Below are 17,798 nucleotides of genomic sequence, written 5' to 3' on the forward strand. Positions count from 1 at the left end.
GTGGGCTCATCGACCAGGACGGACCGGCACAGAGCGATGCCCCCGCCTGCGGGGCGGGGGCATCGGGCGCGGCTCGGTGCGGGGCCGGGCTCAGGTCACGTCGTCGTAGCCGTTGACCCGGTCCGGGCCGGGCAGCTCGGGAGCGGCGCTCGCGGTCACTGACTCCACGCCGCCGATCTCCTCGGGCGTGAGGTCCAGCTCGGACGCCTCGTCGTCCCCGGGGCCCTCGGCCTCGCGGCGGGCCCGGCGCCGGTCGTTGAGCAGCGCGATGGCCACGGCGATGAAGTAGAGCCCCCAGATCGGCGCCGCCAGCGCCAGCATCGTCATCGGGTCGGGGCTGGGCGTGGCCACGGCGGAGAAGGCGGTGATGCCGACGACCATGCCACGCCACCAGCCCAGCATGCGCCGCCCGGACAGGACCCCGGTGAGGTTGAGCATGACCAGCAGCAGGGGCATCTCGAAGGCGAGGCCGAAGACGACGATCATGCGGGTGACCAGGTCCAGCAGGTCGTCCAGCGGCAGCAGGTTCTCGGCACCGGAGGGCGTGAGGTCGATCATCACCCGCGCCGTGGTGGGCAACACGTGGAACGCGAGGTAGCCGCCGCCCAGGAAGAGCGGGAAACCGAAACCGACGAAGGCGTACGCGTACTTCTTCTCGTGACGGTGCAGGCCCGGCGCGACGAACGCCCACAGCTGGTAGAGCCAGACCGGCGACGCGAGCACCACACCGGCCATCAGGGCGACCTTCAGGGCCAGGGTGAACGGCGCCAGCAGGCCGCTGACGGTGATGTGCGCGCAGTGGACGTTCTTGGACTTGGCCAGATCACCGAAGGACTGATGGCAGCCGATCTGGTCGAGCACCGGCTGGGTGATGAAGTTGACGATGTCCCTGTAGAAGAACGCGGCCACGATCGTGACGACCAGGATCGCCAGGACACCCTTCGCGAGCCGGTTGCGCAGCTCACGCAAGTGATCCGCGAGCGGCATCCGCCCCTCGGGATCCCTCTCCTTCTTGCGGGCAGACTTGAGCAACCCACATCCTCATCTCGTGCAGCGGGCCGGATACCCCCGGCCCTCGCGTCAGCGCTGGGTCGTGTCCGTCGGCTCGTTGACCGGCCGGGAGCTGGTCACGTCGCCGGGGGCGGCCTGGATGGTGCGCTGAGCCGGAGCGGGCTCCTCAGCGGACTGGGCGGTACCGGCGGACTGGGCCGTACCGGCGGTCTGCTTGCCGTCGTCCTTCATCGCCTTGGCCTCGCTCTTCAGGATGCGCGCGGACTTGCCGAGGGAACGCGCCATGTCCGGAAGCTTCTTGGAGCCGAACACGAGCAGGATCACCAGAACGAGGAGCAGCAGGTGCCACGGCTCAAGTCCGTTGCGGAACATAAATCTTCACCTTCTCACCGAGGCGGGGCGGCGGGGCTTGTCCGACGGGTCGGACAAGTGTCTGACCATCGTGCTGGCAGCGATCGTAACGCCCTGGGATGAACGGTGGACAATCCCCGTGCGTACTCCCGCTCCGCGGACCGCGCCTCGTTCTCCGGGCCGCGACCAGCAGCGTACCTGGCCGGACCGGCAAGGTGACAGGGCGAAGTGACCCAAAGCGCATGACGTAACGCAATCACAGCGTATCGACGGCATGGGCCGCACTGACGGCCGCCCGCTCCAGGTCTTCCGCGGCCCTGTTGATACGGCGCGCGGAGTCCGCGACCTGCTGCCCGAGGCGCCGAGCCTCCAGGAAGACCCGGACGGCGAGCACCCCCAGCACGGCGAGACCCAGGAAACCCAGCGTTACCGCGAACATCGGCCAGAACATGACGTCGAGACTAGACGGTGGTGTGCAGCCGCAGCGTCCGGACCCCGCCGCCGGTGAGCAGCTCGACGATGCGTTCCCCGGCGGGCTTGCGGACGGCGGCACCGCACTCGGGGCAGGTGAAGGAGTAGAACGTCGTCCGGCTGGTGGCGCCGATGGCGAGGCGCAGCGCGCTCGCGGCGAGCTCGAAGCGGCCCCGGCAGTCCGGGCAGCCCGCCTTGAACACCACCGGGGCCACTCTCTTCATCCCGGCGAAGGCGGCCGCCACCGTCATCTCACCCACACCGGACACCGGAGACTCGCTCACAGCCCTCGCTCCTTCTTCTGATCGCTCGCCGGCCAGCGATGCGCCGTTCCCTCCCGCGGCGCCGGCGTGGCCGGTCCCTCCTCCAGGTGCTCGCCTTCGCTCGTACCCGGGGGACCCCCGGCGCGGCGGAGCCGCATGCCGACACCGCCCCGCGCCCCGTCGGGCCTGCCTCACCGCGGCGCCGTGTCGTACGCCGCCAGTGCCTCCGCAGCCGCCCTCCGGGCGCTCTCGGCCAGCTCCGGCGGGGAGACGATCCGGCCGTCACGGCCGAGTCGCAGCGCCAGTCGGCGCAGGGAGGCCGGATCGGGGGTCCGCAGAGTGATACGCAGCCCGCCGTCGGGAAGCTCATCGGCGCTGTCGTGCGGGTAGTACTCGGCCACCCAGCGACCGCCCGGGCCGACCTCGACGACGACCTCCGGGTCCTCGGCGGCCGGCTGCACCAGGGCCTCGGACAGGTCCCGCAGCTCGATCTCGGGCGGCGCGGACGGCTCGTCCAGAATCCTGATCTCCGCGACCCGGTCCAGCCGGAAGGTGCGCCGGGCCTCGGAGCGGCGGCACCAGGCCTCCACATAGGTGTGGCCGACGCTGACCAGGCGGATGGGGTCGATCTCCCGCTCGGTGACCTCGTCGCGGGCTGGGGAGTAGTAGCGGATCCACAGCCGGCGCCGCTCGGAGATCGCCCGGTCGACGTCGGCGAAGACCCCGCCCTCGGACTCGAAGGTCACCGACAGCCGGGAGCTCGCGCCGGCGGCCTCACCGGCGGCGGTCTCCACCTTGGCGGTGGCCCGCAGCAGGGCCTGCCGGTCGCCCTCGCGCAGGCCCGGCAGGGTCGCCACCGCGCGGGCGGCCACCAGCAGGGCCGTGGCCTCGTCGGCGGCGAGCCGCAGCGGCTCGGCGGCCTCCTCGCCGAGCGCGGCCGGATTGTGCCACCAGATGCGCTCGCCGTCGGTGTCGATGTCCAGCAGATCGCCACCGCGGAAGCTGGTGCCGCACATGGGCAGCAGATCGAGATCGGCGACCAGCTCGTCCTCGGTGATACCGAAGGCCCGCGCGACGTCCGCGATCCGGGCGCCGGGACGCTCCCGCAGATAGGTCACCAGGGAGAGCATCCGCCGGGTCTGGTCGATGGCGTTCACGGGCCTGACCGGTTTGCCTGCCACAGTCCTGCTCCCCCTCAGCCCTTCGCCACGGCACGCAGCCGGTCCACCACGTCCGCGCGTAGCTCGGCCGGCTCCAGGACCACCACGTCCGGCCCGAACTCCACCAGCCAGGCGTCCAGGCCGTGCCCGTACGGAATCTCCAACTCGTCCCAGCCGTCACCGAGTTCCCGGACCGCGGTGGCCTTCGCCCGCAGGGGGTAACCGGCGCCGGACCGCAGCCGGATCAGGGCCGTACCGTCGGCGATCTCACCCGCCCAGCTCGCGACGGTCTCCCGGACGGTGACGACGTCGGGCACGGGCACGGTGAAGCCCGTACCGCGCGCACGCACCCGGCCGGTGATCCGGGAGAGCCTGAAGACGCGCTCGGCACCACGGTCCCGGTCGAAACCGGCCAGGTACCAGTGCCCGCGCCAGCACTCCAGCGCCCATGGCTCCACATGCCGGGGCTCGGGGTGGGCGGCGGAGGCCTTGCGGTAGTCGAAGACGACCGGACGGCGGTCCCGGCAGGCCAGCATCAGCGGCTCGAAGGCGGCCTCGTGCACCAGGATACGGGGCTCCAGCGCGCCGTGCGCCTCGTACGGGTCGACGCCCTCGGGGAGCCCTGCCGCGCGCAGCTTCTGCAGGGCACCGCTGGCGGCGCCGGCGAGACGGGCCTGCTGCCACACCTTCGCGGCCAGCCCGAGCGCCGCGGCCTCCTCGGCGTCCAGGGTGATCGGCGGCAGGCGGTTGCTGTCACGGCGGGCGAGATAGCCGACCTCGCCGTCCAGGTTCTCCACCGTCTCGATGACCAGGCCCAGCTCGCGCAGGTCGTCCTTGTCCCGCTCGAACATGCGGTTGAAGGAGTCGTCACTGCCCGCTTCGAGGTAGGCCTCGATGGACTCGCGCAGCTCGCGCTTGCTGAGCGGCCGACGGGTGCCGAGCAGACACAGCGCGAGGTTCATCAGCCGCTCGGCCTTGGCAATGGCCATCGACGCCCTTCGCCTTTCCTCTGGTGCTTCCGAGCGATGACCGTACCGCTCCGCAGTGCGGTGGCAAAGCCGAGGGCCCATGCCCGAGCAGGCATGGGCCCCAGGTGATCGGATCCGGTCGCACCCGGCCGGTCGACCGGGCGTGGACCGGCGTGGCTCAGACCGGCATCAGACGCCGAGCAGGTCCACCACGAAGATCAGGGTCTCGCCCGGCTTGATCAGCGGGGTCGGGCTCTGGTTGCCGTAGGCGAGGTGGGCGGGGATGGTCAGCTGACGGCGGCCGCCGACCTTCATACCCTGCACGCCCAGGTCCCAGCCCTTGATGACACGACCCCCGCCCAGCGGGAAGCGGAACGGGGTACCCCGGTTCCAGCTGGCGTCGAACTCCTCACCCGTGCTGAAGGCGACACCCACATAGTGGACGGTGACGGTCTGACCCGCCTGCGCCACCGGCCCGTCGCCCTCCCAGATGTCCTTGATCTCGAGGTCCGCCGGGGGCTCGCCGCCCGGGAAGTCGATCTCGGGCTTCTCGATGCTCACGTCAAAAGCTCCTGCTTGTGTACGACACGAAACGCGAACAGTCTTTCATCTCCGCACCCCGGCCGCCCGCCACGGACACCCCCCACTAGACCGCCGCGAGGATGTCCACCGTGAACACCAGCGTCGAGCCCTTCTTGACGACACCACCGCTCGGCGGAGTGTTGCCGTAACCCAGCTCCGGTGGCACCACGACCAGCACCCGGCTGCCCACCTTCTTGCCGGTCAGCCCCTGGGCCAGGCCCTTGACCGCCTGCTGCAGCCGCTCCAGCTCGAACTGGGCGAGCTGGCCCGAGCCGTATGTCTGCTGGAAGGTTTTGCCACTGTCCCAGACGAGCCCCTGGAACTGGCACAGCACCGCCTGGTCCGCCTTCAGCTCGGGACCGTCTCCCTCCAGGACGTACGTCGAGACCAGCTTCTTCGGCGGATCCGTCTTCGGGACGGTCACCTTGGGCACCTGGCCGTCCGTGTTGGTGGCCACCTTGGGCAGCGCGGCGTCCGTCTGCGCGACCGGCTTGCCCTTGGCCGAGCTCTTCGCGTTGAAGGAATCGATCAGGTCGATGACGAACACCAGCGTGTCCGTCCCCTTGATACCCGCCCGCGGCTCACCCGACTTGCCGTAACCCCAGGTGGGCGGCACCGCGATCTCGACCCGGCTGCCGACCTTCTTGCCCGCCAGCGCATACCGCCAGCCGTCGATGACCTGGCCCTGGGCGAGCTGCAGTACCAGCGGACGGTTCTTGTCGTAGGAGTTGTCGAAGACCTTGCCCGTGTCCCAGATCTGTCCCAGGTAGTGCGCACGGACGAAGTCGTTCTCCGCGACCGCACGGCCACTGCCCGCGATCACCGTCTTCACCGCCAGGTTCTTCGACGGCTCACCCGATCCCTTGGCCACGGTCGGCTTCTCGCCGAACTTCGTACCCGCCGTGATCGCCGGCAGCGGCCCCTCCACGATCTTCGGCGGAGGCGGCGCGGACACCTCCGGCGAGGCACTCGCCTTGCCGGAATCGGACTTGCCGTCACCGCAACCGGCAACAGTGACCAGTCCTGCGGGTACAGCAGCGAGAAGGAGAGAGCGTCGGCGCACGGAAGAGCCTCGTAATCGGTCGATCCTGTGATGGCGTGCGCGCAACTCTACGGCGAGAGAAGGGCGCCGTACGGGAAACGTACGACGCCCGTGTGGCGTTCCGGTATTGCACCCGAATCGCTTGGCTCCTCCGCTTTCCCCCTACATTCCGGCGATCAGCTTCTCCACCCGGTCGTCCACGGAACGGAACGGGTCCTTGCACAACACGGTGCGTTGCGCCTGGTCGTTGAGCTTCAGATGCACCCAGTCGACCGTGAAGTCCCTGCGCTGTTCCTGTGCCCGCCGGATGAAGTCACCGCGCAGCCGCGCACGAGTCGTCTGCGGCGGAACCGACTTGCCCTCGAAGATCTTCAAGTCGTTGCAGACCCGAGCCGCTTGGCCCTTCTTCTCCAGCAGGTAGTACAGACCACGACGGCGATGGATGTCGTGGTAGGCGAGGTCTATCTGGGCGACCCGCGGATGCGACATCGTCATGTTGTGCTTGGCCCGGTACCGCTCGATGAGCTTGTACTTCATCACCCAGTCGATCTCGGTGGCGATCCGGTCGAGTTCCTCGCTCTCGATCGCGTCCAGCGTGCGGCCCCACAGCTCCAGCACCTGCGCGACCGTCCCGGTCCGGATGCCGCGGCGGTCGCAGAAGTCCACGGCCTTGTCGAAGTACTCCCGCTGCACCTCCAGCGCCGAGGCCTCCCGGCCGCTGGCCAGACGCACCTTGCGCCGGCCGGTGATGTCATGACTGACCTCACGGATCGCCCGGATCGGGTTCTCCAGGGTCAGGTCACGCATCACGGTGCCCGCCTCGATCATGCGCAGCACCAGATCGGTGGCACCGACCTTCAGCAGCATCGTCGTCTCGGACATGTTCGAGTCACCGACGATGACGTGCAGCCGGCGATACCGCTCGGCGTCCGCGTGCGGCTCGTCGCGGGTGTTGATGATGGGCCTCGAACGGGTCGTCGCCGACGACACACCCTCCCAGATGTGCTCCGCACGCTGGCTGACGCAGTACACCGCACCGCGCGGCGTCTGCAGCACCTTCCCCGCCCCGCACAGCAGCTGCCGCGTCACCAGGAACGGAATGAGGATGTCCGCGAGCCGCGAGAACTCCCCGTGCCGGGCCACCAGGTAGTTCTCGTGGCAGCCGTAGGAGTTGCCCGCCGAGTCCGTGTTGTTCTTGAACAGGTAGACGTCGCCCGCGATTCCCTCCTCGTGCAGGCGTCGCTCCGCGTCCACCAGGAGTCCTTCGAGAATGCGCTCGCCGGCCTTGTCGTGGGTGACCAGTTCGATCACGTTGTCACATTCGGGTGTCGCGTATTCCGGATGTGAGCCCACGTCGAGATACAGCCGGGCGCCGTTTCGCAGAAAGACATTACTGCTGCGGCCCCATGACACGACACGGCGGAAGAGGTACCGCGCCACCTCGTCAGGAGACAGACGCCGCTGTCCCCTGAACGTGCACGTGACGCCGTACTCGTTCTCCAGCCCGAAAATGCGGCGGTCCATGACTGAACATTACGCCCGATCCCCTGAGCTGAAACGGGGTTCGACAGCACGATTTGGATCAGTTTCCGATGAAGACGCAACGACCCCGCCCCGCGCGGGAGCTGCGAGGACCCGCCGCGTGGCGAGCAGCACCAGCAACGACACCGCCCCCGCCGCGCCCGGAACCGCGAAACCCCACACCGTGCCACCGGCCTGGACGACCGGCCCCGCCACCCCCGTCCCCACCGAAGCACCCACCGTGAACGTCGTCACAAGCCACGAGAAAGCCTCGGTGACCGTCCCGCTCGGCGCATGCCGGTCCACGATGATGAACGCACAGGCGATACACGGCGCCAGGAACACTCCGGAGACCACCGTGAGCAGCACCATCGCCACCGCACCCGGCGTCAGCGTCAACGGCAGATAACACACCGCCAGAAGCGCCACCAGCACCCGCAGTCGCCGCTCCGGCACTCCGGTCCACTGACGCGCCCCGTACACCGTGCCACCGGCCAGCGCCCCCAGACCCAGCCCCGCCATCATCCAGCCGTACACCGCGTCACCACCATGACCGTCCGCGTACGACACCGACGCCACCGTGATCGACCCCAGCGCGATACCGACGAACAGAAACGCACCGAGCAGCGCCAGCAGCCCCGGCGAGCGCAGAGCACCCAGCCAGTGCGCCTCGCGCGGAGCCGACCGCCACGCGCGCGAAGGCGGCGAAACCACCACCGACAGCGCACCCAGCACCCCCAGGAGATTCAGCACCAGCAGAGCGGCGCGCTCGTCCCACAGCGACGCGCACAGCGTCACCAGCAGCGGCCCGACCGTGAACATGATCTCCTGCGCGATCGCGTCCATGGCGTACGCCGTGTGCACCCGCTCCTCCCCGCGCAGCACCGACGGCCACAGGGCCCGCAGTCCCCCTTCCAGCGGCGGCGTGAACAGACCGGCCGCCGCCACCGCCGCATAGGCGAGCGGCAACGGATCGGTGCCGCAGAACGCGAAGAGCGTCATCGAGAGCGCCGCCAGGACGGCCGCCGGCAACTGGACACGCGGCTGGCCGTGCAGGTCGACCAGCCGTCCCAGCACCGGCTGGCCCACGGCGTTCGCCACCCCGTAGACCGCAGCGAGGGCACCGGCCAGGCTGTAGGTGCCACCCTCGGCCCGGACGAACAGCACCAGGGCGATCGCCGCCGTCGCGTTGGGCAGCCGGCCCACCAGCGTGCCGGTGAGCAGCCGCAGCGCGTGCCTCGCCCGGAGTATCTCCAGATATCCCGTGGCCATGTGCTGCCCTCCAGCGCCTCGACAGGACGCCGCGACGCCCCTACGTTTTACGTATAACCCCTTCTTCCATACGTACCATGTGCGCTGTTCACACGTCCAGACGAAAGAGGCAGGCCCACGGTGGCACGCACCAGCACGCGCCCGACCAGCCGGGACGTCGCCCAGGCGGCCGGTGTCTCCCAAGCCGCCGTCTCCCTCGTACTCGGCGACAAATGGCGCGGCCGCGTCTCCGAAACCACCGCCGAACGCGTCCGCGAAGCCGCACGCGACCTCGGCTACCGCCCCAACCTCGCCGCCCGCAACCTCCGCCTCGGCCACACCCGCACCGTCCTGCTGGTCGTCCCCGCCCTCACCACGGAATTCTTCGCCGGCGTCTACACCGGCGCGGCGCGAGTCGCCGCCGAAAACGGCTTCGGCGTGGTCCTCTACCCCTCCCCCGAAGGCATCGGCCCCGCCCGCGACCCCTTCGCCTCCTCACAAGCCGCCCTCGACGGCGTCATCGCCTCCTCCATGGCCGCCGACGCCCTCACCGCCATCCGCGGCGACCAACTGCCCCTGGTCATGCTCGACAGCGACCCCACAGGCAGCCTCGGCGCCGCAACCGTCAACCTCGACATCACCGACGGCGTCCGCCAGGTCACCGAACACCTCCTCGGCCTCGGCCACCGCCGCATCCTCCACCTCGCCGCCGACGTGCCCTCCTGGACCTTCGAGGTACGCGCGCGTGAGCTGGCGGCACGCATGGCGGCCGTACCGGGCACCGAGGTACGTACTGCCCGAGCCCCCATCTCCATCGAGGGAGCCCTCGCCGCCACCGAGACCGCACTCACCACACCCGGACCCCGGCCCACCGCCGTCGTCTGCGACGACGACAAACTCGCCGCCGGCGCCTACAAGGCCCTGCGCCGCCTCGGCCTGCGCATCCCCGACGACATCTCCGTCACCGGCGTCGACGACCTCGGCCTCGCCACCGCCATCGACCCCGAACTGACGACGGTACGACTCGACGCCGAACTGTTCGGAGAACGCGGCATGCGAGCCCTCCTGGCCGTCCTGGACGGCCGGGAACCCGAGAGCGGGGACATCCCGGTCCACCTCGTCATCCGCGGCTCCACGGCCCCGCCACGCGCTGCCTAGGCCTCCCGCTGCCGTGCCGGAACGCCGTGTGCCCCGACCAGGACAAGGGCCGGGGCACACACGACAGGCAAGCGAAGGGCGTCACTCCTCCTCGGAGCTGTCCTCCTCGGCACTCTCCGCTTCGGTGGCCGCCCCCTCCGCCGCCAGCAGACGCGACAGCTGACGGCCCACAATCCGCCTGAACTTCCGCTTCTGCGGACGCGCACGGTCCAGCACCGCCACCTCAAGGCGCTCCGCGGGAATCTCCCGCTCACTGCCGTTGGTGTCCCGGGACAAGGCCTGCACGGCCAGCTTCAGCGCCTCGGCGAGGCTCATCCCGTCACGGTGACGCTGGTCCAGGAAGCTGCTGATCTGCTCGGCATTACCGCCCACCGCGACCGAGCCGTGCTCGTCCACGATGGAACCGTCGTGCGGCAGCCGATAGATCTGGTCACCCTCAGGGGTCTCCCCCACCTCGGCGACGACCAGCTCCACCTCATACGGCTTCTCGGCCGCCGAGGAGAAGATCGTGCCCAGTGTCTGGGCGTAGACGTTGGCGAGACCACGGGCGGTCACGTCATCACGGTCATAGGTGTAACCGCGCAGGTCGGCGTAACGCACACCACCGATCCGCAGGTTCTCGTACTCGTTGTACTTGCCGGCGGCGGCAAACCCGATCCGGTCATAGATCTCGCTGAACTTGTGCAGCGCCCGGGACGGGTTCTCGCCGACGAACACGATGCCGTCGGCGTACTGCATGACCACCAGACTGCGGCCACGGGCGATGCCCTTGCGGGCGTACTCCGCCCGGTCGGCCATGGCCTGCTGGGGTGAGACATAGAACGGCGTCGACACCGGTTATCCGTCCCTTTCTGTCATGGTCACTGGATCACCTTGATAAGAACCGGGCCCGCGCTCAGAGCAGGGCGGCCTTGGGACCGTCGGGCTCCTCCAGGCGGCGCTGGAGCACCGCGCGGGCCAGCTCGGACGACTCGTCCTCGGTGAGCCGGCGGAAGCCGTCCTCGGTGATCACGGTGATGATCGGGTAGATCCGGCGGGCGACATCGGGACCACCGGTCGCCGAGTCGTCGTCAGCCGCGTCATAGAGAGCCTGCACCACCAGCGTGGTCGCCTGCTCCTCGGACAGGTCGTCACGGAACAGCTTCTTCATCGCACCACGCGCGAAGATCGAGCCGGAGCCGGTCGCCGCGAAGTTGTGCTCCTCGCTGCGGCCACCCGTGACGTCGTAGGAGAAGATCCGCCCCCGCTCGCGGTCCAGGTCGTACCCGGCGAAGAGCGGCACGACCGCCAGGCCCTGCATGGCCATGCCCAGGTTCGACCGGATCATCGTCGACAGCCGGTTCGCCTTGCCCTCCAGCGACAGCTGCGCGCCCTCGACCTTCTCGAAGTGCTCCAGCTCCAGCTGGAAGAGCTTGACCATCTCCACGGCGAGACCGGCGGTGCCGGCGATACCGACGGCCGAGTACTCGTCCGCCGGGAACACCTTCTCGATGTCCCGCTGGGCGATGATGTTGCCCATGGTGGCCCGACGGTCACCGGCGAGCACCACGCCCCCCGGGAAGGTCACGGCCACGATGGTCGTCCCGTGCGGCGCCTCGATCACCCCCTGGGTGGGCGGCAGCTGCCGGTTGCCGGGCAGCAGCTCGGGCTGGTGCTCGGAGAGGAAGTCCATGAAGGAGGAGGACCCTGGCGTCAGGAAGGCAGCTGGTAGACGCCCGGTGCTACGAGTGTTGGCTTCCACGCGTTTCCTTCCACGTATGCAGCAGCCCGCCTTATGACCTCGGGCTGATCCTTGAACTGCCCCAGTGCGGCGTTGCAGCTGAAGCACAGTACGCCACGGACACTACCCGTCTCATGGCAGTGATCCACATGTGCCGGCGGAGCCGACAGGCATATACAGCAGACGCCCCCTTGGGAGGCGATCAACTCGTCGCGTTCGGCTTTGGTGAGGCCGTACTTGCGCCTCAGATGGTCCTCTCGTCCGAGCGCAGCCCGGCACGCCCTGCATCGCGTCGACAGCCCATCGGAAGCGGTCGCGTTGCGATGCCATGCGCTGTGCGGCTTCACCTGGCCACAGCTCCGACAGAGCTTGTGTCCGACCGGAAAATCCACCTTCTCCCGGACCGGCTTCCCGATGGCCTCCCGGTGACGCCGGGAGTGCGCGGCGCTGTACTTCGCCACGCACTCCCGGCAGTGCACCTGGAGGCCATCACGCCGATTCCCGTCCCGCGCGAAGGCCGCAAGAGGCAGGTCGCGCCCGCATTTCCTGCATTCCTTCGCGTTCGGCTCCTCAACCACCCGAATCCCCCGCACCCTTCATTTCGAAGGTCAGGCGACCAGCTCGCCCCTACTCCCCGCCTTTCTGCACGAATGAGCGCACGAAATCCTCGGCGTTCTCCTCGAGTACGTCATCGATTTCGTCCAGCACGGAGTCCACGTCGTCGCTCAGCTTCTCGTGCCGCTCCTTGAGGTCCTCCGAAGCCTGCGCGTCCTGCGCCTGCTCCTCGACCTCCTCGGTGGACCGCGTCGCCTTCTGCTGGCCGCCGCCGGTGTCCTTGGTTGCCATAACCCTCACCCCGCTCAGTTCGCCTGCCGATCGGTGATGATCAGACCCTACAAGCCGGGTCCGACATCGGCCCCGCAGTTTCCACAACGTGCGGGGGCCACCTCGATGATTCCCGGGCGGGGGGATTTCCACCCTGTTCCGCCCGGGTCGGGGCCGAGTACCCCGCCGGCCCGCTCAGCCGCCTGACAGGACCCTGACCAGGTCTTCCGCCGTGCGGCAGCGGTCCAGCAGCTCCTTGACGTGATTTCGCGTTCCGCGTAGCGGTTCCAGGGTTGGCACGCGTTGCAGCGAGTCCCGGCCGGGAAGGTCGAAGATGACCGAGTCCCAGCTGGCCGCGGCCACGTCGTCGGCGTACTGCTCCAGGCAGCGGCCGCGGAAGTAGGCGCGGGTGTCCTCCGGCGGCTTCGTACGGGCCTTGTCGACCTCGGACTCGTCCAGGAGGCGCTTGACGCGGCCGCGGGCCGCCAGGCGGTTGTAGAGGCCCTTCTCGGCGCGCACGTCGGCGTACTGGAGGTCGACGAGGTGGAGGCGGGCGGCGTCCCAGTCGAGGCCGTCGCGGCGGCGGTAGCCCTCCATGAGTTCGCGTTTGGCGACCCAGTCGAGTTCGCCGGCGAGGCTCATGGGGTCGTTTTCCAGCCGGGTGAGGGTGTCCTCCCAGCGGCTGAGGACGTCCTTCGTCTGTTCGTCGGCGTCGGCGCCGTAGCGCTCCTCGACGTACTTGCGTGACAGCTCGTAGTACTCCATCTGGAGCTGGACGGCAGTCAGCGTCCGGCCGCTGCGCAGCGTGATCAGTCGCTTCAGTGACGGGTCGTGCGAGACCTGGTGCAGGGTCCGTACGGGCTGGTCCACGGCCAGGTCCACCGCGATGAAGCCGTCCTCGATCATGGACAGGACCAGGGCGGTGGTGCCGAGCTTCAGGTACGTCGAGATCTCGGAGAGGTTCGCGTCGCCGATGATCACGTGGAGGCGGCGGTACTTCTCCGCGTCGGCGTGCGGTTCGTCCCGGGTGTTGATGATGGGGCGCTTCAGGGTCGTCTCGAGGCCGACCTCGACTTCGAAGTAGTCGGCGCGCTGGCTGAGCTGGAAGCCGTGCTCGTGGCCGTCCTGGCCGATGCCGACGCGGCCGGCACCGGTGACGACCTGGCGGGAGACGAAGAAGGGGGTGAGGTGGCGCACGATGTCCGAGAAGGGGGTTTCCCGCTTCATCAGGTAGTTCTCGTGTGTGCCGTAGCTGGCGCCCTTGTTGTCGGTGTTGTTCTTGTAGAGGTGGATGGGCTGGGCACCGGGGAGCTGGGCCGCCCGCTCCGCCGCCTCCGCCATGATGCGTTCGCCGGCCTTGTCCCACAGGACGGCGTCGCGCGGATTGGTGACCTCCGGGGCGCTGTACTCCGGGTGGGCGTGGTCGACGTAGAGCCGTGCGCCGTTGGTGAGGATGACGTTGGCGAGGCCGATGTCCTCGTCGGTGAGCTGGCTGGCGTCGGCGGCCTCCCGGGCGAGGTCGAAGCCTCGCGCGTCTCGCAGCGGGTTTTCCTCCTCGAAGTCCCAGCGGGCCCGGCGGGCCCGGTGCATCGCCGCCGCGTAGGCGTTGACGATCTGGGATGAGGTGAGCATGGCATTGGCGTTGGGGTGGCCGGGGACGGAGATCCCGTACTCCGTCTCGATGCCCATTACTCGCCGTACGGTCATGCGGCCCTCCTTGCCCGGCGGCACCCTCGGTCTTGGGCGCCGCTCACGTACCGCTGGCGCTCCGGTGCGTGTGCGGTGCCCGTCCCCGCACTGCGCGACTCGGCGGTAGGAACGAGCCTAGAACGCCTTTGCGCTGGTGGGGAGATCATTTGCGTCATTGCCTGCTCCGGTCGTGGCCAGAAAAACAGTCGGCTGCGGGTACCCGGTGAGGGCACCCGCAGCCGCCCTGCTGCTACAGGTACTGACCGGTGTTCGCCACCGTGTCGATGGAGCGTCCGGTGTCCGCGCCCTGCTTTCCGGTGATGAGGGTGCGGATGTAGACGATCCGTTCGCCCTTCTTTCCGGAGATGCGGGCCCAGTCGTCGGGGTTGGTGGTGTTGGGAAGGTCTTCGTTCTCCTTGAACTCGTCCACGCAGGCCTGGAGGAGGTGGGAGACGCGGAGGCCCTTCTGGGTCTTTTCGAGGAAGTCCTTGATCGCCATCTTTTTGGCGCGTCCGACGATGTTCTCGATCATGGCGCCGGAGTTGAAGTCCTTGAAGTAGAGGACTTCCTTGTCGCCGTTGGCGTAGGTGACTTCCAGGAAGCGGTTTTCCTCGGATTCGGCGTACATCTGCTCGACCGCCGTCTGGATCATGCTCTGGACGGTACTGGTCTTGTCGCCGCCGTGCTCGCCGAGGTCGTCGGCGTGCAGCGGGAGGCGTTCGGTGAGGTACTTGCCGAAGATGTCCTTGGCGGCTTCGGCGTCGGGGCGCTCGATCTTGATCTTCACGTCGAGGCGGCCGGGGCGCAGGATGGCGGGGTCGATCATGTCCTCGCGGTTGGAGGCGCCGATGACGACCACGTTCTGCAGGCCTTCCACGCCGTCGATCTCGGCGAGCAGCTGGGGGACGATGGTGTTCTCCACGTCGGAGCTGACGCCGGAGCCGCGGGTGCGGAAGAGGGATTCCATCTCGTCGAAGAAGACGATGACGGGGGTACCCTCGCTGGCCTTCTCACGGGCTCGCTGGAAGACGAGGCGGATCTGCCGCTCGGTCTCGCCGACGTACTTGTTGAGCAGCTCGGGGCCCTTGATGTTGAGGAAGAAGCTCTTGCCGGCGGCCTGGCCGGTGACCTCGGCGACCTTTTTGGCCAGCGAGTTCGCGACGGCCTTGGCGATGAGTGTCTTTCCGCAGCCGGGGGGGCCGTAGAGCAGGACGCCCTTGGGCGGGCGCAGCTCGTGTTCCTTGAAGAGGTCGGGGTAGAGGTACGGCAGCTCGACGGCGTCGCGGATGGCTTCGATCTGGTTGCCGAGGCCGCCGATCTGTTCGTAGCCGATGTCGGGGACTTCTTCGAGGACGAGTTCTTCGACCTCGCTCTTGGGGACGACCTCGTAGACGTAGCCGGAGCGGGGTTCGAGCAGGAGGGCGTCGCCGGGGCGGATGGTGACGTCCAGCAGCGGCTCGGCGAGCCGTACCACCCGTTCCTCGTCGGTGTGGCCCAGTACGAGGGCGCGTTCGCCGTCCTCGAGGATTTCCTTGAGGGTGACGATGTCGCCGACGCGCTCGTACTCCATGGCCTCGACCACGTTGAGCGCCTCGTTGAGCATGACTTCCTGGCCGCGCCTGAGATCGTCGAGATCGACGCTCGGGCTGACGTTCACGCGGAGCTTGCGGCCGCCGGTGAAGATGTCTGCGGTGCCGTCCTCGTTGGCCTGCAGGAAGACACCGAAGCCGGCGGGCGGCTGGGCGAGCCGGTCGACCTCTTCCTTGAGGGCCACGATCTGGTCGCGGGCCTCGCGGAGGGTGTTGGCCAGCCGTTCGTTCTGGGCGGACACGCCGGCCAGGTTGGTCTGCAGCTCGACGATCCGCTCTTCGAGAATCCTCGTGTGTCGCGGAGAGTCGGCGAGCTTGCGTCGCAGGACGGCGATCTCCTGCTCAAGGTAGGCGATCTGCCCGGCCGGGTCGTCGGACCCTCGTCCCGGGCGGATGCCGCGGTTCATGTCGTCGTCGTGGGCTGCCACGGTCCTCACCTCCTCCAAGGGGAGCTGGACGCTTCCAGACCCTACCTGGGTGGGTGTCGATTGAAACCCCTAGATCACCAAGACTGTCAAGGTGTGTCGTCGGTCACCCGGTGCGCTCTCCCTCGCACGGAGGGGATACCCACTCAACGTGATGAGGAAGCAGCTTGTTCCGGGCATTGCGTGGTCAAAACCCTTCAGGACTGGCTGGAGTTGTCCGGTCGGGCTGGTGGGCCTGTTCGCGGGCAGCACTCGGGGCGCTCGTACGATCGTTACGCAGAGCGACGGTTTGGTCGGGCGGTGTCACGGTCGGCCCGGCTGGAATTGGCGGGTGCCGGGGCGGGGACGCCGTTGTTCTGGTCGGGCGCTGGTACCCGAGGGGGTGGTGAGGGAAACCCGTGGCGGTGGAGCGTGGGTGGAATGCGGGCGGAGGTAGGGTCGGGGGTGTTCAACAGCCGCTGGTGCGGACCCGGCTGGCCCGTGCGGTGCCGGTTCCGCCGGCGAATCGACGGCAGGAGAGGTGACCGTGCAGCAGGAGGCCCCGGGCGGGGAGGCGCTGGAGGTCTGGATCGATCAGGATCTGTGTACCGGTGACGGGATCTGCGCCCAGTACGCCCCTGAGGTGTTCGAGCTGGACATCGACGGGCTGGCCTATGTGAAGGGCGCGGACCAGGAGCTGCTGCAGGCCGCGGGGGCGACGGTGCCGGTGCCGCTGCCACTGCTGGTGGACGTGGTGGATTCGGCGAGGGAGTGTCCCGGCGAGTGCATCCATGTGCGCCGGGTTCTGGACAAGGTCGAGGTGTACGGGCCCGACGCGGAGTGAGTCCGGGTCGGGCCCGGCGTCAGACGCTGTCGGCGTCGGCGGGGGTGGAGCGGACGAACGCGCTGCCGTTCCAGTGCCATTTGACCGGGGTCCTCAGGTCGGGGCAGCAGTTGGGGACGGCGTCGGAGGAGTAACCGAGGAGAGTGGCGCCGACTGTCCGTGTGCGCACGGAGAAGTCGGTGACGGTGAGCCGGTCCCTGGGGTCGACGAGGGTGGCGACGATGCGTGGTGTGCCGTCGTCGGTGGAGCGGGTGAGGACGTAGACGCCGTCGGGTGGGGTGCCCATCGCGGAGTCGCAGTGCACGACGGCGACGGTTTCCGGTTTGCCGTCGCCGTCGAGGTCTCCGGTGGCCTTCTTGGCGACTACGGCCTTGACGGGGCCGCACTGCAGCGGGAAGTCCACGCCCGTGGCGCTGGGTGGTGCGACGGCGGCGGGGGCGGATCGGGTGTGTGTGCCGCTGGCGGACTGGGCGGCCGTGGCCGATCCGGGCTGTACGACGGAGGAGAGGGCCACGACGCCGGCGACGGCTGTGGCGGTGGCGACCCAGTGGATGGGCCGGGTGTGGGTGTGGGCGAGCTCCGGAACGGCGGATTGCTGCACTAGGAGTGTCTCCTGTGAGGGCTGTGCCGGTGGGGTGGCCAGCATGGTGCCACACGTCACAGTGCGGGGGAACGGCGGGGTCGGGGATGTGCGCAGGCGGGGAGCTCGCGGGTGGGGAAGGTGCGGATGCCGTGGGGGCGGGGTGTCCTGGTGTGGCGTCAACGCGCGGGGGGGGGGGGGGGGGGGGGGGGGGGGGGGGGGGGGGGGGGGGGGGGGGGGGGGGGGGGGGGGGGGGGGGGGGGGGGGGGGGGGTTGGGGGGGGGGGGGGGGGGGGGGGGGGGGGGGGGGGGGGGGGGGGGGGGGGGGGGGGGGGGGGGGGGGGGGGGGGGGGGGGGGGGGGGGGGGGGG

19 protein-coding genes are annotated in these 17,798 nt (G+C 69.2%); 2 read left to right on the plus strand and 17 right to left on the minus strand.

All coding sequences use genetic code 11. The features are described 5' to 3' along the window. Nucleotides 1-90 precede the first annotated feature (90 nt). From tatC to ACZ7GZ_RS30925, 10 genes are all read right to left on the minus strand, one after another. Nucleotides 91-1,032, minus strand: coding sequence for a twin-arginine translocase subunit TatC (tatC, locus tag ACZ7GZ_RS30880; RefSeq protein ID WP_471029167.1), 942 nt, complete (start codon nucleotides 1,030-1,032; stop codon nucleotides 91-93). A 48-nt stretch (nucleotides 1,033-1,080) separates the two neighbouring features. Next, nucleotides 1,081-1,383, minus strand: a complete 303-nt coding sequence (gene tatA / locus ACZ7GZ_RS30885) for a Sec-independent protein translocase subunit TatA (protein ID WP_471029169.1) — start codon at nucleotides 1,381-1,383, stop codon at nucleotides 1,081-1,083. Between the two features lie 235 nt (nucleotides 1,384-1,618). Beyond that, nucleotides 1,619-1,813, minus strand: a complete 195-nt coding sequence (locus tag ACZ7GZ_RS30890) for a hypothetical protein (protein WP_471029171.1) — start codon at nucleotides 1,811-1,813, stop codon at nucleotides 1,619-1,621. A gap of 10 nt (nucleotides 1,814-1,823) precedes the next feature. Beyond that, nucleotides 1,824-2,084, minus strand: a complete 261-nt coding sequence (locus tag ACZ7GZ_RS30895) for a hypothetical protein (protein ID WP_471029196.1) — start codon at nucleotides 2,082-2,084, stop codon at nucleotides 1,824-1,826. A 203-nt stretch (nucleotides 2,085-2,287) separates the two neighbouring features. Continuing rightward, nucleotides 2,288-3,277, minus strand: coding sequence for a helix-turn-helix transcriptional regulator (locus ACZ7GZ_RS30900; RefSeq protein WP_471029173.1), 990 nt, complete (start codon nucleotides 3,275-3,277; stop codon nucleotides 2,288-2,290). Nucleotides 3,278-3,291: 14 nt separating this feature from the next. Then, the gene (locus ACZ7GZ_RS30905) at nucleotides 3,292-4,245 is read right to left on the minus strand and encodes a helix-turn-helix transcriptional regulator (RefSeq protein ID WP_471029174.1); all 954 of its coding nucleotides are present in this window, start codon (nucleotides 4,243-4,245) and stop codon (nucleotides 3,292-3,294) included. A 168-nt stretch (nucleotides 4,246-4,413) separates the two neighbouring features. Further along, entirely contained in the window at nucleotides 4,414-4,785 is a 372-nt protein-coding gene (locus tag ACZ7GZ_RS30910; protein ID WP_471029175.1) for an FKBP-type peptidyl-prolyl cis-trans isomerase, read from the minus strand. Nucleotides 4,786-4,870: 85 nt separating this feature from the next. Beyond that, on the minus strand, nucleotides 4,871-5,869 hold the full coding sequence (locus ACZ7GZ_RS30915; RefSeq protein ID WP_471029176.1) for an FKBP-type peptidyl-prolyl cis-trans isomerase: 999 nt from the start codon (nucleotides 5,867-5,869) through the stop codon (nucleotides 4,871-4,873). 141 nt (nucleotides 5,870-6,010) lie between these two features. Then, a complete protein-coding gene (gene pafA, locus ACZ7GZ_RS30920) occupies nucleotides 6,011-7,372 on the minus strand; it encodes a Pup--protein ligase (protein ID WP_023551939.1) in 1,362 nt (453 codons plus the stop codon). Nucleotides 7,373-7,381: 9 nt separating this feature from the next. Beyond that, on the minus strand, nucleotides 7,382-8,641 hold the full coding sequence (locus ACZ7GZ_RS30925; RefSeq protein WP_471029177.1) for an MFS transporter: 1,260 nt from the start codon (nucleotides 8,639-8,641) through the stop codon (nucleotides 7,382-7,384). Nucleotides 8,642-8,761: 120 nt separating this feature from the next. Between ACZ7GZ_RS30925 and ACZ7GZ_RS30930 the strand changes: the two genes are divergently transcribed. Beyond that, complete coding sequence (locus ACZ7GZ_RS30930; RefSeq protein WP_471029180.1) at nucleotides 8,762-9,778, plus strand: LacI family DNA-binding transcriptional regulator; 1,017 nt, start codon at nucleotides 8,762-8,764, stop codon at nucleotides 9,776-9,778. 81 nt (nucleotides 9,779-9,859) lie between these two features. On the opposite strand, the gene prcA is transcribed toward ACZ7GZ_RS30930, so the two are convergent. The 6 genes from prcA to arc form a co-directional block, all read right to left on the minus strand. After that, complete coding sequence (prcA, locus tag ACZ7GZ_RS30935; protein WP_471029181.1) at nucleotides 9,860-10,612, minus strand: proteasome subunit alpha; 753 nt, start codon at nucleotides 10,610-10,612, stop codon at nucleotides 9,860-9,862. 61 nt (nucleotides 10,613-10,673) lie between these two features. Beyond that, the gene (prcB, locus tag ACZ7GZ_RS30940; protein WP_471029182.1) at nucleotides 10,674-11,519 is read right to left on the minus strand and encodes a proteasome subunit beta; all 846 of its coding nucleotides are present in this window, start codon (nucleotides 11,517-11,519) and stop codon (nucleotides 10,674-10,676) included. Next, nucleotides 11,471-12,076 carry an endonuclease VII domain-containing protein gene (locus ACZ7GZ_RS30945; RefSeq protein WP_471029183.1) on the minus strand — a complete coding sequence of 202 codons (606 nt, stop codon included), beginning with the start codon at nucleotides 12,074-12,076 and terminating at the stop codon, nucleotides 11,471-11,473. Before ACZ7GZ_RS30945 ends, prcB begins: the two co-directional genes overlap by 49 nt. A 49-nt stretch (nucleotides 12,077-12,125) precedes the next feature. After that, nucleotides 12,126-12,344: a ubiquitin-like protein Pup gene (locus ACZ7GZ_RS30950; protein ID WP_020939002.1), complete on the minus strand. Its 219-nt coding sequence runs from the start codon at nucleotides 12,342-12,344 to the stop codon at nucleotides 12,126-12,128. Between the two features lie 174 nt (nucleotides 12,345-12,518). Beyond that, a complete protein-coding gene (gene dop / locus ACZ7GZ_RS30955) occupies nucleotides 12,519-14,030 on the minus strand; it encodes a depupylase/deamidase Dop (protein WP_471029185.1) in 1,512 nt (503 codons plus the stop codon). Between the two features lie 232 nt (nucleotides 14,031-14,262). After that, entirely contained in the window at nucleotides 14,263-16,029 is a 1,767-nt protein-coding gene (gene arc, locus ACZ7GZ_RS30960) for a proteasome ATPase (protein ID WP_471029188.1), read from the minus strand. Between the two features lie 517 nt (nucleotides 16,030-16,546). On the opposite strand from arc, the gene ACZ7GZ_RS30965 reads away from it, so the two are divergent. Beyond that, nucleotides 16,547-16,849: a ferredoxin gene (locus ACZ7GZ_RS30965; protein WP_471029189.1), complete on the plus strand. Its 303-nt coding sequence runs from the start codon at nucleotides 16,547-16,549 to the stop codon at nucleotides 16,847-16,849. Nucleotides 16,850-16,868: 19 nt separating this feature from the next. On the opposite strand, the gene ACZ7GZ_RS30970 is transcribed toward ACZ7GZ_RS30965, so the two are convergent. Beyond that, a complete protein-coding gene (locus ACZ7GZ_RS30970) occupies nucleotides 16,869-17,450 on the minus strand; it encodes a hypothetical protein (RefSeq protein WP_471029192.1) in 582 nt (193 codons plus the stop codon). Between the last annotated feature and the right edge of the window lie 348 nt (nucleotides 17,451-17,798).

Source organism: Streptomyces sp. NPDC037288 (assembly GCF_055603265.1).